This is a genomic window from Paenibacillus xylanilyticus (genome assembly GCF_047246825.1).
Lineage (GTDB): Bacteria > Bacillota > Bacilli > Paenibacillales > Paenibacillaceae > Paenibacillus > Paenibacillus xylanilyticus_B.
In genome coordinates, this window is record NZ_JBFOLB010000002.1 from 981,352 (window position 1) to 996,342 (window position 14,991).

Genomic DNA, 14,991 nt, shown 5'->3' on the forward strand with positions numbered 1-14,991 from the left:
GCATCATTCATGTAGTCTTAATCCTCAGCTCCAGCTCTTTCCACAATCTTATCTAGTACAGATGGAGTGGTTGCAGGTTCACTCTGCTGGACAGCAACCGGTACAGGTGTTTTGGACTTGGTCAACCCTTTAATCAATTGCTCTACATCAATACCGGATACACTCTTAAGCATCTCCGGAGCCGTAGACATTAACTCGGTGACATAGTTACTTACACGCGCTGCCCCTTCACCCTTACCTGTATCTACCACAGTCAGTTTATCAATGGATGAGATCGGCTCTGCAATTTTACCTGCCAACTCAGGCAGCATTTTGACAATGATATCGAGTACAGCAGCCTCGCCAAACTTCTGGAACGCTTCCGCCAGTTTCTCTTTCGCTTCGGCTTCTGCCAGACCGCGCAGACGAATGACTTCTGCATCCGCTGTACCCTTGGCCCGTTCTGCATCCGCAACCGCCTGACCTTCAAGCCGTTTTTGTTCTGCTGTTGCTCTGGCTTGCGTTTCAATCGAGTATTGAACCGCCTCTGCTTCACGCATTCTTTTTGTTCTATCCGCTTCCGCAGCCTGCTCAACAGCATAACGGTCAGCTTCCGCTTTTTTCTTCACTTCGGCGTCATACTGCTTCTCACGTACGGTAATTTCTTTTTCCTTCAGGTCAATCTCACGTTCTTTACGCACAAGTTCCACTTTCATCTGTTCTTCCACTACAGTCTGTTTCGCACGTGCTTCTTGGATATGATAAGCTTGGTCCGCTTCGGCTTTAGCTGTATCCTGATCCCGCTTAAACGCGGCTACCTTCAATTCCTTTTCTTTGGCAGCTTCCGCGATATTGGTATCACGCAGCAATTCTGCCTTCTGCCCTTGCTCTTCCGCATTGGCTTTCTGAATCCGGGCATCCCTCATCGCCTCAGCTTCAGCAATCTCGGCATCCCGCTTCACCGCTGCAATTCTCGGCTTACCGAGCGCATCCAGATACCCTTGTTTGTCACGAACATCCTTAATGGTAAAAGATACAATCTGCAGGCCCATCTTTTTCAGATCTCGTGCAGCCACACCCTGAACCTCTTGTGCGAATCGATCCCGATTTCGGTACACTTCTTCCACAGTCATCGTTCCGAGAATGGCCCGCAAATGCCCTTCCAGAACCTCCTGTGCTTCGCCTCTTAATGCTTCAACGGGTTTACCGATGAATTGTTCAGCTGCTGTAGCTACATCCTCCACAGCACTGCCAACTTTGATAATGGCAACCCCATCTGCTATAACCGGCACACCCTGCTCTGTGTACACTTCAGGCGTGGATACATCCAGCTTGTGGGACAGCAATGAGATAAATTCGGACTGTTGAAACACAGGCCAGATGAAGGCACCGCCACCGCGTACGATTTTGATTTTGCGACCGGATTCATCTTCCGAAATATTCTTGTTGCCCAGGAAAGAACCTGTGACGATCATCGCCTCATCCGGACCCACCGTTTTGTATCTCGCCCAGAAGGCCAATCCAAGAATCAGAATTACACCTACCACAATTGCAGGAACCAACAACATATCCATATCCAAATTCATTCACATCTCTCCCCTTAATTCTTGATGAGTAGATTCATTTCGCTACACGTTCGACTAGACGTCTTTAAGTACATCTTCATCCCATTCCGCCACACGGAGTACACCTTCTGTAACGTCCACCACAACAACACGCGCTCCCGCCGCAATGGGGCGATGTTCGAAGCTGGACGCCGTATGAATCGTATTACCGGAAGCAAAACGGATCATGACTTCACCGAAGCCTTTTTCAGGTACTGGAATCGTAATTTCCCCTATTTTCCCTGAAAGCTCTTTCATCGAAAAAGCGATAGAAACCTCACTGTTGCGCATCGGTTTGATATATGCAAAGAATACCAGCATGGCAGCAGCAATACCTATAAGCAGGGATAAAATAAGTCCCGCAATCGCACTCACCGAGCTATAGCGTGTCAACATAATTCCAGCTCCGCCAAAGGCCGTAATGGAACCGGCAAGCACAACAGGTTTGAGAAAATCAATGCCTGGCAGTTCAAAGGCCCCATCCAGCAAACCATCAATCAAGTCACCCAGCACAAGACTGACAATCGCAAAAATGGCTCCTCCGATTAGACACCCCCAATAGATTGTCTCCATCCCCCGTTCCTCCTCTCTTCTGCCGCAAATCCAAACTAACTGGGCATTCCTCATGTAAATAAATACGTAGCAATCGGCATAATGTTTCAAAATCTTTCCTCATTTGTATCTCAGACCCGATAATGGTTATTCTAAATGATATTTCACACAAAAAGACCGCAAATCTCCAATATATGGATATTTGCGGTCTTTATTAATAAATGGACTGCTTGTTTTTGAGTTACAGAGATGCCTTGTAAATGGATACAACATCTTCACGCTGCAGCTTTTTGAAGTTACCAAATGGGCCAAAGAGCATTGCTTTGTCAGCCATGACATCGATCTGACTGTCGTCAATGTCATAGTCTGCGAGACGACTAGGTGCCCCGATGGACGTCCAGAATTTGCGCAAGGCTTCAATTCCTTCTTCTGCAATCTGCTTGTCCGATTTGCCTTCAGGGTTAACCTCAAACACGTTGATGGCCAGACGTTTGAAACGATCTACATTCACGTCGAGATTGTGTTTCATCCAGTTCGGGAACAGAATGGCCAAGCCCCCGCCATGAGGGATATCGTACACAGCAGACACGGCATGCTCAATATTGTGGGTTGCCCAGTCACCGGCAAGTCCCATGTTGAGTACGCCATTCAACGCCATTGTTCCACAGTATAGAATGGTCTCACGTAGCTCATAGTTCTCCAAATCCTCTACCAATCGAGGTGCCGCATCCATAACTGTACGCAGAATAGTTTCACAGAAGCCAAGCTGTACCGGTGTATTGGCATCCAGGTGGAAGTAGTGCTCCAATACGTGGGACATCATGTCAACCATGCCGTACACCGTCTGATCCAAAGGCACGGTATATGTATTCACCGGATCAAGGATGGAGAACGCAGGGAAGGAATACGCGCTGCCCCAGCCCAGTTTTTCCTGTGTATCCTGGTTGGTAATCACAGAACCGGAGTTCATTTCAGAACCAGTCGCCGCCATAGTCAGCACGGTACCAAGTGGAAGTGCATCCTGGGCAACCGCTTTGCGCTGAGCAAAGTCCCACATGTCGCCATCGTACTTCGCGCCTACAGCAATCGCTTTGGCACAGTCAAGCACACTACCGCCGCCTACTGCAAGAATCAATTCAATATCATTTGTTTTGCAGAGGTCTACCCCTTTATGAACCGTCGAAAGACGCGGGTTCGGTTCAACGCCCGCCAGTTCCGTAACCTCTGCTCCAATTTCCTTGAGCAATCCGATCACTTGATCGTACAAACCACTGCGTTTAATACTTCCGCCGCCATATACAAGCAATACCCGTTTGCCGTATTTCGGCACTTCCGTTTTCAACGCTTCCAATTGTCCTTTACCGAAAATCAGCCGGGTAGGGTTATAAAATTGAAAAGATCTCATAAATCTATGTCGCCTCCAATGGAGTTAGAATATTTGTGCAACTCCAATTATAGTACCCCGATTTTATAAAAACAAATCCATAGTCACTCACTTTATAACAACCCGTTGATTTGCAGGTGGGCACGGAACATTTCACTGGTCGATGGCAGATTCTCCTGATCCACCCAAGTCTCTGAGGACCATATTCCTGCCTGCTTGAATGCTCTCGGGCAATGGATGAAACATTCTTCCACGTCCACAATGACCGCTGCTCCGATCGTTTTGCCAGTCCAGCCCATGCTGTTGATAAAATTCTCATCTTTGGTTATGGAGGCCTTTCCATTAATCCGTAACACTTCATTCATGCCTGGGATCAGGAAGATCATGCCCACGCCAGGGTTAGACAACATGTTTAACAGGGAGTCAATTCGGCGATTGCCGGGACGTTCCGGGTAGACCAGCCGATATTGATCCAGAACCTTGACGAATCCTGCTCCGTCCCCCCTTGGAGATACGTCGCTTTTCCCTTCACCATCAGAAGTGGACAGGAAAAACAGTGGAGACATGGATAGAAAGTGTTGAACATGGGAGTCCACAAACGATATCGCCTTGTTTCTCACGTGTTCATGCGGCTCACCCACCATGGTTTGCAGTTCTTCTGCATCGGTGATCAGCGGTATGTTTAGTGGCTGCTTTTCCATTTATTCATCCCCGTTTCCTTAGATTCGTGTTATTTTATCAACCTGTGATAACCTTTCTCACATTATACAATGAACACCCAGCTTCTGCCATGGTCCTATATTCAATGTGTATGGCTAAAAGTGGTACTAAATGGACTGCAATTGCTTTTGAATCATTGAAGTTATTAATATATCGTTATCTTTTTCTGATTGAACCAAAAAAGGATAGATGAGCAGATTGTATTCTGCTCATCTATCCCTTTTAATTTATTCTCCTTTGCCTGACTCTGCTGCTTACCTGCTGCTGCTACTCTGTATATCCCATGCTTGCCACAAATCGACGGAAAGCCTGACGTCCTGCTTCATCGTATTTGTAGACCCCTGCATGTTCCAGAATCTCGGCAAATTTCAGGCCTACTTCCTGCTGAACCAGAGCGACGGCTTGTTCCTTATTCAAGTTGGAACCAAAACGTTCTCTCAATTCTTCTGTCCAGCGCAGATGCTGATTCAAGGCATGATCCGAAGCTTTGGCAGATTCAGCAAGTTGGGTGTCCCCAGCGAGAATATCAGCAATTCCATCCAGTTCTTCTTTCAACCGACCTGGGAGAATCGCAAGCCCCATAACTTCGATAAGCCCAATGTTCTCTTTTTTCAAATGATGCATTTCGCGATGCGGGTGGAATATGCCCTCCGGATGTTCATCATTCGTGCGATTGTTACGCAGAACCAGATCCATCTCATATCCACCCTCCGCACTGCGACGAACAATAGGTGTTACCGTATTATGAGGTATTTGCTCTCCATCCACATCACTGAAGGCTTCAATCTCTACGGAAGAATCACTATAGACTTTCCACGCTTCATACACGGCGTTACCCGCTTCGAGCAGTTCCGCTGGATCATGTGAAGCGAGACGCAGAACCGACATCGGCCATTTCACCAGACTGAGTGTAAGCCCAGGCGCCTTGGCATGACGGAATACCGCTTCAGGTTTGGCATTTTGGATCGCGAACGTATGACGTCCACCTTGGAAATGGTCATGTGTCAGGATTGAACCTCCCACGATCGGAAGATCCGCATTCGAGCCGATGAAGTAATGCGGATACTCACCTACGAAAGCAAGCAGCCGGCGCAGGGTATCTTTAGTTAGCTTCATTGGCACATGATCATGGTGGAAAATGATGCAATGCTCGTTGTAGTACACATACGGCGAATATTGGAAGAACCATGGTTCACCGTTTAATTCCAATGGAATGACACGCAGGTTTTGACGCGCCGGGTGGTTTACCCGGCCTGCATACCCCACATTTTCACGGCACAGCTGACATTTCGGATACACCGGCGGCGGAAGCAGTTTAGCCATGGCGATTTCCTTCGGACTCTTCTCCGGTTTGGACAGGTTAATTGTAATTTCCATATCGCCATACGGCGTTTCCTGTGTCCAGTACACATTCTTCGAGATCCGGTCCATGCGGATATAGTTGGAGTGAATCGACAGCTCATAGAACTGAGATGTGGCTGCTTCGATACCTTCTGTTTGCTCCGTATGGCGGAAGGCGCGCACCACCTCGGACGGACGGGCCATCAATTGACCCATGATTTTTGCATCCAGCAAATCGCGGTACGTATCGGTATTTTCCGGAATGAGTCCAATTTCAAAACCATAGTCAATTAACGTATCCAGCAAAGACTGCGGTCCATCCAGTACACTCTCGTTCAATGTTCCGGCATAAGGCTCAGAAAATCCAAACTGTTCCAGCAGAAGGTTGCGGCTGTAATCCCGATCCGCTTCTTCAATCAGCTTGTTCTGTAAGGCAAATGCAACCAGACGTTCAATGGCATGCAGTGCTTCCTGCTGCTCCGGTGTCCGGTCTGTGTTGTCTGCAGCATTATGGGTCTGTGACATATGGATGTTCGCCTCCTAGTTTTTTCCGTAGCCGTTAGGATGGGATTGGTGCCAGCTCCAGGCACTCTGAATGACATCTTCCAGGTTGGTCCATGTCGGATTCCATCCCAGTACCGATCTTGCTTTGGCAGACGATGCTACCAGTACGGCCGGATCACCTGCACGACGCGGCTCCTGTACAACCGGGATATCAAGTCCGGTCACTTTTTTCGCTGTTTCGATGACTTGTTTTACCGAGAAGCCTTTACCATTCCCCAGGTTAAACACGTTGCTGTTCTCCCCTTTGCGGAGATAATCGACAGCCCGCAGATGCGCATCAGCCAGGTCACTGACGTGAATATAATCGCGGACGCAGGTTCCATCTTCTGTAGCATAGTCGTCACCAAACACGGCAATGTGCGGACGTTGTTTCAATGCCGTTTGCAGTACAAGTGGGATCAAATGACTCTCTGGCTGATGGTCTTCACCAATTTTGCCACTTTCATGTGCACCAGCTGCATTGAAATAACGCAGGGATACGTATTTGATTTCCTGTACTTTATCGAACCAGGACATCATGCGCTCCATCATCAGCTTGGTCTCGCCATAGACGTTCGTAGGCTCGGTGCGGTCGCTCTCTTCGATCGGCACTTTCTCAGGCTCCCCGTATGTGGCAGCCGTAGAGGAGAATACGATGCGGCGTACATTCGCTGCGTTCATCGCTTCCAGCAGGCACAATGTGCCGAACACGTTATTGTCGTAATACTTAACCGGATCCTTCATGCTCTCGCCGACCAGCGAGTTGGCTGCAAAGTGAATGACTGCATCAATGGAATTCTCAGCAAACAGCTTCGCCAAAAGCTCCTTGTCACGCAGATCTCCTTCATACAGCTTGCCACCCAGCAATGCTTCCCGATGTCCTGTCTGCAAATTGTCCAGTACAACGACTTCCTCACCACGCTCCAGCAAAGCTGCTACCGTGTGAGAACCAATATACCCTGCTCCACCTGTCACCAAAATTGCCATCTTACTTCGCCTCCTTCAATTCTTTGACGCCGTCGCCCACTCCGCACACATAGAAGTCTCCCTTGAGACCGGTACGTGCTTCATACGCCGCACCCACTTCGCTTACAAAACGCTCTACATCATCTTCATGTACCAGGGATACTGTGCATCCACCAAATCCCGCACCTGTCATACGTGCACCCAGTGTGCCTGGAATGCGCTGTGCTTCCTCAACCATCACGTCCAATTCTTCGCAGCTTACTTCATACAGATAGCGAAGCGATTCATGAGACGCATTCATCAGCTTGCCGAAGGTTTCCAGATCGTTATCGCGCAGCGCTTCCACTGATGCGAGTACACGCGCATTCTCTTCCACAACGTGCTCGGCACGCTGTCTTACCTTCTCATCCTTAATGTGATCCTGCAGCGTTACAAATTGCTCCGGTGTCAATTGCGCCAGGTAGTTGAGTGCAGGCAGCTGTTCCTTCAAGATGGCAAGTGCCTGCTCGCACTGGGAGCGCCGTTCGTTATAAGCCGAGTCCACCAGACCGCGGCGTTTGTTCGTATTACCGATGACCAGCTTGTATGAGCCGGTACGGAAAGGTACCTTTTCATATTCTAGGGTGTCACACATCAACAGAATGGCATGATCCTCTGCCCCGTTAGCCACGGCGAACTGATCCATAATACCGCAGTTGACGCCGACGAACTCGTTTTCAGCCTTTTGGGACAGAAGCGACAGCTGTACCGTATCGATATCAGACACACCCTCCATCGATTGTATGGCGTATCCTGTGAGTACCTCCAGCGAAGCGGAAGAGGATAGTCCGGCACCATTCGGAATTTCACCGTGGTACAGGAAGTCGTATCCTTTCGTTACTTTCACGCCTTTACCTTGCAGTTCAACCATGACACCAACTGGATAATCTGTCCACTCCCCTGTTTTCTCCTTGCCGATGGAGGATGTGTCAAGCACGCCTTCATAGGACATATTGGTGGAAGCGAGCTGAAGCTTGTCGTCCTTGCGTTCCCGAATAACAAGTGTCGTACCGAATTCAAGTGCGGCCGGCAGCACGTAGCCACCATTGTAGTCGATATGTTCGCCGATTAGATTCACACGTCCAGGAGCATGGAATACACGGATATCCGCTTCACTCTCTCCGTACTTCTCAATAAACTTTTGTTTCAATTCATGTATGTTCATTGCTGCTGCACCTCATCTCATTGTTGTTGTTTTCTTAAGGTTATTATACAAGAAAGCGGTGCCTCTTGAAATGAAGCCATGTGTGATTCATATGGATAAATGTGACCTTACGACATATAATGGGAATAACATCACGGAAAGAAGGAACGCCCCATGATCGATCCACACAAGGAACATTCAGCAGAACATCTGATCAAAAGCACACAGGAGTCCTCCGGAAAAAGTGGAGCGAAAACGTACTCGGTTGCCTCCAATCCTGTCTATTATGAAAAGGGAGCATTGCATGTCCTCTTTGCAGGCGCCAGCCAGACCCTTCCCGGCCATGCCCTTGGACCAAAACTGTACGATTACTATTTGCTTCATTATGTAGAAAAGGGAGCCGGCACATTCCGCACCGAACTTCATACCTACGAATTATCCGAAGGGGATTGTTTCCTCATTCATCCCGGACAGCTTGTAAGCTACCAATCGGATGCCCGCCGCCCCTGGCAGTATCGTTGGATGGCCTATACGGGCAGCCAGGCCGGGAAGCATACGGAGGAAGCTGGATTCCGTCCGGAAAAATCCGTTTTTCATGCCGGGCCATCCTGCGGAATTGCAGATTGGCTGTCCGTGATGCAGAATGCATTTGCCGAGCGAAAAGAAAGCTCCCATTTTACATCCATCGGTACCTTATATATGATTCTAGCCGAAGCACAAAATCACCTTTCTCAGGGGCAAACCCTGATTCCTGGTGAATCTTCGATCAGGCGGACCGTCAAACAGATGATTCAATACATGTCTACCCAATACGCTTACCCCGTCTCCATTGAACAGATGTCCGCCAGTCTCGGATACAACCGCGCTTACCTGTCCCGGATTTTCAAACAGGAAACCGGACTTTCCCCGGTCACGTATCTGCTCAAGCTTCGGATCGACAAATCGCGTCAACTGCTGCGTGAACGGCCGGATCTGTCCATTGAGCAGGTTTCCGCCTCCGTGGGACTGCCGGATGCACTTTATTTCTCCAAGCAGTTTAAACGTTTCCACGGAGAAGCTCCGACTCTCTACCGGGAAAATATTCTCTCGAGACCTCAATCTTCGAGGTCCGGCGTATCACAGTCAAACCAGAGATGACTCAGCTAGTTCAAGTAGGTTTAATGGTCAAATGTTTGTTTACCTGCACTTGCTGAGAACGAAAAAGAAGATGCACTCGCCATGGCGAAAATGCACCTTCTTTTTCATCTGTTTTAGCATTCCATCGTCACTGCTTATTTGTCATGAGGTTCGGGACTAAGAATGGATTCAATTCGCTCCAGCTCTTCCGATGAGAAGTCCAGCTGACTGAGTGCCGCCACATTCTCCTCGATCTGCGATGTACGGCTTGCGCCGATCAAGGCAGACGTTACCCTGCCACTTCGCAGAACCCAAGCAAGCGCGAACTGAGCCAGACTTTGGCCCCGTGCTGCCGCAATCTGATTGAGAGCACGTACTTTGCGCAGTGTCTCTGGCGAGATATTGTTCTCGTTCAAGAAGACGGAAGGCCCCTTTGCACGAGAATCCTCTGGAATACCGTTCAGATACTTGTTGGTGAGCAGCCCCTGTGCCAACGGACAGAACGCAATGCTGCCTGCACCGTACTCGTCGAGCACATCCTGCAGCCCATCTTCTATCCAGCGATCCAGCATTGAATATTTCGGCTGGTGGATCAATAGAGGCGTACCCAAACTTTTCAGAATTTCGGCAGCCTGTTTCGTCTGTTCTGCCGGGTAATTGGAAATGCCTACATACAACGCCTTACCCGAACGAACAATATGGTCCAAAGCCATCATCGTTTCTTCCAGCGGTGTTTCGGGATCATAACGATGCGAGTAGAAAATATCGACATAGTCCAGCCCCATGCGCTTCAGACTCTGATTCAGGCTGGACACCAGATTTTTGCGGGAACCCCATTCGCCATACGGTCCAGGCCACATATAATAACCCGCCTTGGTGGATATCACCAGCTCATCCCGATAAGGCTTCAGATCCTGTGCCAGCACCTGACCAAACAGCTGCTCTGCAGAACCTGCGGGCGGACCATAATTGTTGGCGAGATCGAAATGCGTAATGCCCAGATCAAAGGAGCGGGTGATCATGTTTCGACCATTCTCCGCATTATTGATGCCGCCAAAGTTATGCCAAAGTCCAAGTGAAATTGCCGGAAGTTTCAGTCCAGAACGTCCAACACGGTTATATTTCATTGTTTCATAGCGTGTATCACTGGCTACGTAGACCATCATGAATCCCTTCTTTCCCCAGGTTCCGCTTCCTGCGCCCAGTTAGAGTGCGAGAGAATGCGGTTATTCAGACAAACGTTCTAACCAAGAAGCTGGTCCACCTTATTCATTACCTCACCAATCGGTTCGGTAATCAGCAAATCTGCCTGCCGGTCATAAGCTGTTGGCGTGGCATTCAGCAATACGGTATGTTTTCCGCGAAAATACGTAATTAACTGTGCAGCAGGATGTACAGTGAGGGATGTACCACCTACCAGCAGCAGATCGGCAGAAGAGATTGCATCCACTGACTGGTATAACGTATTCTGATCCAGTTCCTCTTCATACAGCACGACATCAGGCTTGATCACTCCCTTACATCCTGCACACCGGGGAACCCCTTCCTTCGAGTGAATGATGTCATCCAAGGAGTAAAAACGTCCGCAATCCATGCAGGCATTTCGGTGAACGGAACCATGTAATTCCAGCACATTCATGCTCCCTGCTTTTTGATGCAATCCGTCGATATTCTGGGTGATGACTGCCTTAAGGGGGCCTTCCTGCTCCAGTCGTGCAAGGAGTCTGTGGCAACCATTAGGTACCGCATCGGGGTGAAGCATTTTACCACGATAGAAATCATAAAAAATATCGGGATGCTGATCAAAAAAATGACGACTCAGCAGTTCTTCCGGCGGATAAGGCGAATGCTGCTCCGTCTGATATAGGCCAGCGGCAGAGCGGAAGTCGGGAATCCCGCTTTCCGTCGACGTTCCTGCCCCTCCGAAAAAAACAATGTTTGAACTTTCCTGAATCCAGGAAACCAGTTGTTCTGCCCCGTTCATCCTCTCTCCTCCTTAGTTGGAATGATCCCATTCAGGCACCGTCCGGATTCACCCTTATTTCGAGATAATCCCCAATAATAACATCTGCATCTTGCAGATAAGCTGCTTGCTCGCCTTGAGGACAAAAACCAATGACATGCGCGGCCCCTCCGTTCCGTCCCATCTGCATATCTCCGTTGCTATCCCCTATGACTATGGCCTGGTGAGGAAGAATATGTAGTTCACCACATGCCAGTATGACGGCCTCCCCATCCGGCTTTCCCAATGTAACGCGGTCACAGCCGACGATGGATGTAAAAAAGGAGCGCAGTCCCATCCATTCCAAATGTTCTATTGCAGCCGAGGTGGTGTCCGAGGTTACCACAGCCATCGGGATCGAAGCAACTTGGCAGCTCTGCAAAAAGGTAACCAAGCCCGGCATGGGCTGGGCCTGCCGCATTAACCGGACTTCCTGCATGGCAGCGCTGGACAGCTTGCGTATCGTAGTGATCGCGTCATTCCAGGGCATACCAGCCGCATACAACTGCCCGGCCAGAAGCCCGGTACTCTCATCTACAGTAGCGATTGCCAGCGGACCCTGCCTGTCATAACCGACAATGCGTCCTTCGCTGTCATGAATTGTACCAAGAACCTTTTCTCTTTCCACCGTAAATCCGGCTCCAAGGCCGGCTAACACTGTTTCCAGTTGATTCAGCAATGATTGCGCCCATGGTCCCCATAATTGCAAAAACTCAAGCAGCGTCCCGTCCTTATCGAACAAAATGCCCTGACAAGGAATTTGTACGTCCTTTATTTGAAGTATGGCCATAACCGAGCCGTCCCTCCTGGCAGCAACATCTATTTGATACCTTCAAGCCATCCCGAGATTGTATTTACCGTTTGAGACAGCTGCTCTTCACCTGTAATTCCTGGTTCTCCGTCACCACTCTGATGTCCATAATCTCCGAATTGAGAGTGGTTTCCTCCTTCGATCGTGTAGTACACAGTGTCTTCTGGCAGATAAGCACGGCCATTCTGATACTTGGTCGCGTTGACGACTTCATCATTGGTACCCAAAATGGATAGCGCCGGAATTCCCAGTGACTTCACACTGCCTTTTTGATCCGGATAGGATGCCAGGAAAAAGATACCTTGGAGTGCGTCTGGATGTGATGCGGCATAACGTGCGGCCATGGATCCACCCAATGAGTGTCCACCCATGACAAATGGTTCGTCTGGATATGCATTGCGAATATCATCCGCCAAATTTTGTTTCAGTACTGCCAGATTGACCGGCATTTTGGCAATAATGGTATGATGTCCGGCTTTCGCCAGCTCGTGAGCAAGAGGAGCATAACTTTCCGTTTTCACCAAACCACCCGGATAGAAAATAACACTAATCCCTTCAGGTTTGTCTGGTACAAAATCAATCCAGTTCTCCTGTTCGCTCACCGTAACCTGATTCGCCGTCTCCATGGCCGTTTGGGCCACTTCCTGCGGTCCATAGGGGGTGAACAGCTTCCAGGCAACAAACCCGCAGCCAATGACAATGAGCGCCAGAAGAACGAGCAGAAATTTCCCGATGCCCCTCTTCTTGCGCCCTGTATTATACCGGTTTCTCAACTTCAATCACCTTTCTTCACTTACCGCAGGTGCTGCGGCTCGCGTGGAATGAGAGCCCCATTGACCCGGCTCTCATTCCACGCCATGCTTTTATTCAGCCTTGGCCTTGCGGTAAGCATCCATATATTGTTCCGCCTTGCGGCGAACATGACTTAAATCCCCTGTTTTCATGGCTTCGTTGGTCAGGTCTGAACCGATTCCCACGGCTACGGCTCCTCCCTTGATCCAGTCACCCAGATTGGACAAGGATACCCCGCCAGTTGGCATAAAATTCGCCTGTGGCATAGGCCCTTTCATCGTTTTGATAATGGATGGATCATACAGATTGCCTGGGAACAATTTCACAATATCCACGCCGAGTTCCAACGCACGTTGAACATCAGCAATGGTCATTACGCCAGGCAGGATCGGAATCCGATAGAGATTGCAAATCTTAACGGTATCCGGGTTCAAGGAAGGCCCAACGACAAACTCGGCACCTGACATGATTGCAGCTCGTGCTGTCTGGGGCTCAAGTACTGTTCCTGCTCCTATAATGGCAAACTTCTCAGGATCCTGTGTGTTCCAGTGGTAGACACGGCTCAGTTTCTCAATGGCTTTGAGCGCACTGGGAACGGTCATGGTGATCTCAATCACTTTGATTCCGCCAGCAATGGCTTGTTCGGCCATGGCAATGACCTGGTCAGCAGAGTCGGCCCGAAGTACGGCAACAACCCCGTTATCCGTAATTTTTTGCAGCAGCTGGAGCTTCTTCATTTCATTCTCTCCCTTGTCAATGTGGTTGTTATTACAAGCCTTACATTTGAAGAACGAAGATGAGACATATATGATTTCAGCAGCGACTAGCGCTCAACATGGGCTACGTTGTTCAGCTTGGCCTCGACTTGCTCCCACGTCGGGAGCGCCTCCCAATCACCCACAGCCTGTATTACCATGGAACCGGTCAAATTACCGAGCCGGGTAGCTTCCTGCGGCGAATAGCCCTTAAGTAGACCTGACAGGAAGCCTGCACAGAATCCATCCCCTGCCCCGACCGTATCCAGCACATGATCCGCCTTGAAGTACGGAACTTCCGTTAGGGTACCATTCACCAATACATAGGTCAAATCAGGACCGCCCTTCACGATCGAGATTGCACCCAGTGCGGATAGCCGTTCGAATATTTTCTGATCATCCTGTTCGTCATATAGAAGCTTCATTTCATCCAGACCCGGCAAAAAGTAGTCAGCCTGCTCCGCCAGACGGAGTAAAACCGGGCGTGCCTCCTCTGCGGACCAGAGCTTGAGACGCAGATTCGGATCAAAACTTACTTTTACACCAGCCTGCTTGGCTATATGTATAGCGGCTTCCACTGTAGATAAACCCGAAGGGCTGATCGCAGCAGTTATGCCTGTAACATGCAAAATTTGAGCTCCTGCAATATAGTCCGGATCCAAATCATCGGGCGTCATGGCACTTGCAGCGGATAGCTTCCTATAATAATGTACCGAGGACTTCCCGGAAGCGTTCTCACGAATCATCAAACCAGTTGGCTCAGTGTCACTCAGCCGTGCCCGGGATACGTCTACACCTTCACCACGAATCGCTTTTAGAATCATGGTGCCGATGGGATCCTGACCCAAGCGACCAAACCAGCCGCTTGTATGACCCAGACGGGACACACCGATGGCCAGATTGCTCTCTGCACCGCCAAATGACTTGTCCAATGAAGCCGCGTATTCTAGACCCCTTGTATCCTTTGCTGTCAGCAAACCCATACTTTCGCCGAATGTAACAATTTCAGGACTCTGGCGGGTATTCGTTGACATCGTTCCTTGCCTCCTTATATTTACATTTCCTCATCTTCTTTCCCCATTGTCATCCTCTATGCAACCGTTGTCAATCCCGAGCGTTCATTTTGTTGTCACAGCTCTAAGAAAGGATAGCGCTTTCTATTGTGAATTATATCACAATGACTGATCCATATCCGTATTACCCTTATTACAGATACAGACGACCTTAGTTAGTGAGTCAACAG

Annotated in this window: 14 protein-coding genes; 1 reads left to right on the forward strand and 13 read right to left on the reverse strand. The window is 49.3% G+C overall.

What is annotated here, in order from left to right; translation table 11 throughout:
• Positions 1-17: 17 nt before the first annotated feature.
• From AB3N00_RS19150 to AB3N00_RS19180, 7 genes are all read right to left on the reverse strand, one after another.
• Entirely contained in the window at positions 18-1,565 is a 1,548-nt protein-coding gene (locus AB3N00_RS19150) for an SPFH domain-containing protein (RefSeq protein WP_413035993.1), read from the reverse strand.
• A 54-nt stretch (positions 1,566-1,619) separates the two neighbouring features.
• Positions 1,620-2,156, reverse strand: a complete 537-nt coding sequence (locus AB3N00_RS19155; protein ID WP_175397209.1) for a protease — start codon at positions 2,154-2,156, stop codon at positions 1,620-1,622.
• A gap of 220 nt (positions 2,157-2,376) precedes the next feature.
• Positions 2,377-3,540 (reverse strand): iron-containing alcohol dehydrogenase, encoded by a 1,164-nt coding sequence (locus AB3N00_RS19160; RefSeq protein ID WP_413035994.1) that lies wholly within the window; start codon positions 3,538-3,540, stop codon positions 2,377-2,379.
• 92 nt (positions 3,541-3,632) lie between these two features.
• The gene (locus AB3N00_RS19165) at positions 3,633-4,220 is read right to left on the reverse strand and encodes an MSMEG_1061 family FMN-dependent PPOX-type flavoprotein (RefSeq protein ID WP_413035995.1); all 588 of its coding nucleotides are present in this window, start codon (positions 4,218-4,220) and stop codon (positions 3,633-3,635) included.
• A gap of 286 nt (positions 4,221-4,506) precedes the next feature.
• A complete protein-coding gene (locus tag AB3N00_RS19170; RefSeq protein WP_413035996.1) occupies positions 4,507-6,105 on the reverse strand; it encodes a UDP-glucose--hexose-1-phosphate uridylyltransferase in 1,599 nt (532 codons plus the stop codon).
• Positions 6,106-6,120: 15 nt separating this feature from the next.
• Positions 6,121-7,110, reverse strand: a complete 990-nt coding sequence (gene galE / locus AB3N00_RS19175; RefSeq protein WP_413035997.1) for a UDP-glucose 4-epimerase GalE — start codon at positions 7,108-7,110, stop codon at positions 6,121-6,123.
• A 1-nt stretch (position 7,111) separates the two neighbouring features.
• Entirely contained in the window at positions 7,112-8,293 is a 1,182-nt protein-coding gene (locus AB3N00_RS19180) for a galactokinase (protein ID WP_413035998.1), read from the reverse strand.
• Positions 8,294-8,446: 153 nt separating this feature from the next.
• Between AB3N00_RS19180 and AB3N00_RS19185 the strand changes: the two genes are divergently transcribed.
• Entirely contained in the window at positions 8,447-9,409 is a 963-nt protein-coding gene (locus tag AB3N00_RS19185) for an AraC family ligand binding domain-containing protein (RefSeq protein WP_413035999.1), read from the forward strand.
• A 134-nt stretch (positions 9,410-9,543) separates the two neighbouring features.
• On the opposite strand, the gene mgrA is transcribed toward AB3N00_RS19185, so the two are convergent.
• The 6 genes from mgrA to AB3N00_RS19215 form a co-directional block, all read right to left on the reverse strand.
• The gene (gene mgrA / locus AB3N00_RS19190) at positions 9,544-10,551 is read right to left on the reverse strand and encodes an L-glyceraldehyde 3-phosphate reductase (protein WP_413036082.1); all 1,008 of its coding nucleotides are present in this window, start codon (positions 10,549-10,551) and stop codon (positions 9,544-9,546) included.
• 80 nt (positions 10,552-10,631) lie between these two features.
• Positions 10,632-11,372: an NAD-dependent protein deacylase gene (locus AB3N00_RS19195; RefSeq protein WP_413036000.1), complete on the reverse strand. Its 741-nt coding sequence runs from the start codon at positions 11,370-11,372 to the stop codon at positions 10,632-10,634.
• Between the two features lie 31 nt (positions 11,373-11,403).
• Complete coding sequence (locus AB3N00_RS19200; RefSeq protein ID WP_413036001.1) at positions 11,404-12,180, reverse strand: HAD family hydrolase; 777 nt, start codon at positions 12,178-12,180, stop codon at positions 11,404-11,406.
• Positions 12,181-12,209: 29 nt separating this feature from the next.
• Positions 12,210-12,974, reverse strand: coding sequence for an alpha/beta fold hydrolase (locus AB3N00_RS19205; RefSeq protein ID WP_413036002.1), 765 nt, complete (start codon positions 12,972-12,974; stop codon positions 12,210-12,212).
• A gap of 90 nt (positions 12,975-13,064) precedes the next feature.
• Positions 13,065-13,730, reverse strand: coding sequence for a bifunctional 2-keto-4-hydroxyglutarate aldolase/2-keto-3-deoxy-6-phosphogluconate aldolase (locus AB3N00_RS19210; protein ID WP_413036003.1), 666 nt, complete (start codon positions 13,728-13,730; stop codon positions 13,065-13,067).
• Positions 13,731-13,816: 86 nt separating this feature from the next.
• Complete coding sequence (locus AB3N00_RS19215) at positions 13,817-14,782, reverse strand: sugar kinase (RefSeq protein WP_413036004.1); 966 nt, start codon at positions 14,780-14,782, stop codon at positions 13,817-13,819.
• Between the last annotated feature and the right edge of the window lie 209 nt (positions 14,783-14,991).

Bases quoted from the DNA above. Each gene is read 5' to 3' on its own strand.
- AB3N00_RS19165 (WP_413035995.1), bottom strand. From the start codon at position 4,220: ATGGAAAAGCAGCCACTAAACATACCGCTGATCACCGATGCAGAAGAA.
- AB3N00_RS19200 (WP_413036001.1), bottom strand. From the start codon at position 12,180: ATGGCCATACTTCAAATAAAGGACGTACAAATTCCTTGTCAGGGCATT.
- galE (WP_413035997.1), bottom strand. From the start codon at position 7,110: ATGGCAATTTTGGTGACAGGTGGAGCAGGGTATATTGGTTCTCACACG.
- AB3N00_RS19210 (WP_413036003.1), bottom strand. From the start codon at position 13,730: ATGAAGAAGCTCCAGCTGCTGCAAAAAATTACGGATAACGGGGTTGTT.
- AB3N00_RS19150 (WP_413035993.1), bottom strand. From the start codon at position 1,565: ATGAATTTGGATATGGATATGTTGTTGGTTCCTGCAATTGTGGTAGGT.
- AB3N00_RS19195 (WP_413036000.1), bottom strand. From the start codon at position 11,372: ATGAACGGGGCAGAACAACTGGTTTCCTGGATTCAGGAAAGTTCAAAC.
- AB3N00_RS19185 (WP_413035999.1), top strand. From the start codon at position 8,447: ATGATCGATCCACACAAGGAACATTCAGCAGAACATCTGATCAAAAGC.
- AB3N00_RS19155 (WP_175397209.1), bottom strand. From the start codon at position 2,156: ATGGAGACAATCTATTGGGGGTGTCTAATCGGAGGAGCCATTTTTGCG.
- AB3N00_RS19170 (WP_413035996.1), bottom strand. From the start codon at position 6,105: ATGTCACAGACCCATAATGCTGCAGACAACACAGACCGGACACCGGAG.
- AB3N00_RS19215 (WP_413036004.1), bottom strand. From the start codon at position 14,782: ATGTCAACGAATACCCGCCAGAGTCCTGAAATTGTTACATTCGGCGAA.
- AB3N00_RS19160 (WP_413035994.1), bottom strand. From the start codon at position 3,540: ATGAGATCTTTTCAATTTTATAACCCTACCCGGCTGATTTTCGGTAAA.
- AB3N00_RS19180 (WP_413035998.1), bottom strand. From the start codon at position 8,293: ATGAACATACATGAATTGAAACAAAAGTTTATTGAGAAGTACGGAGAG.
- mgrA (WP_413036082.1), bottom strand. From the start codon at position 10,551: ATGGTCTACGTAGCCAGTGATACACGCTATGAAACAATGAAATATAAC.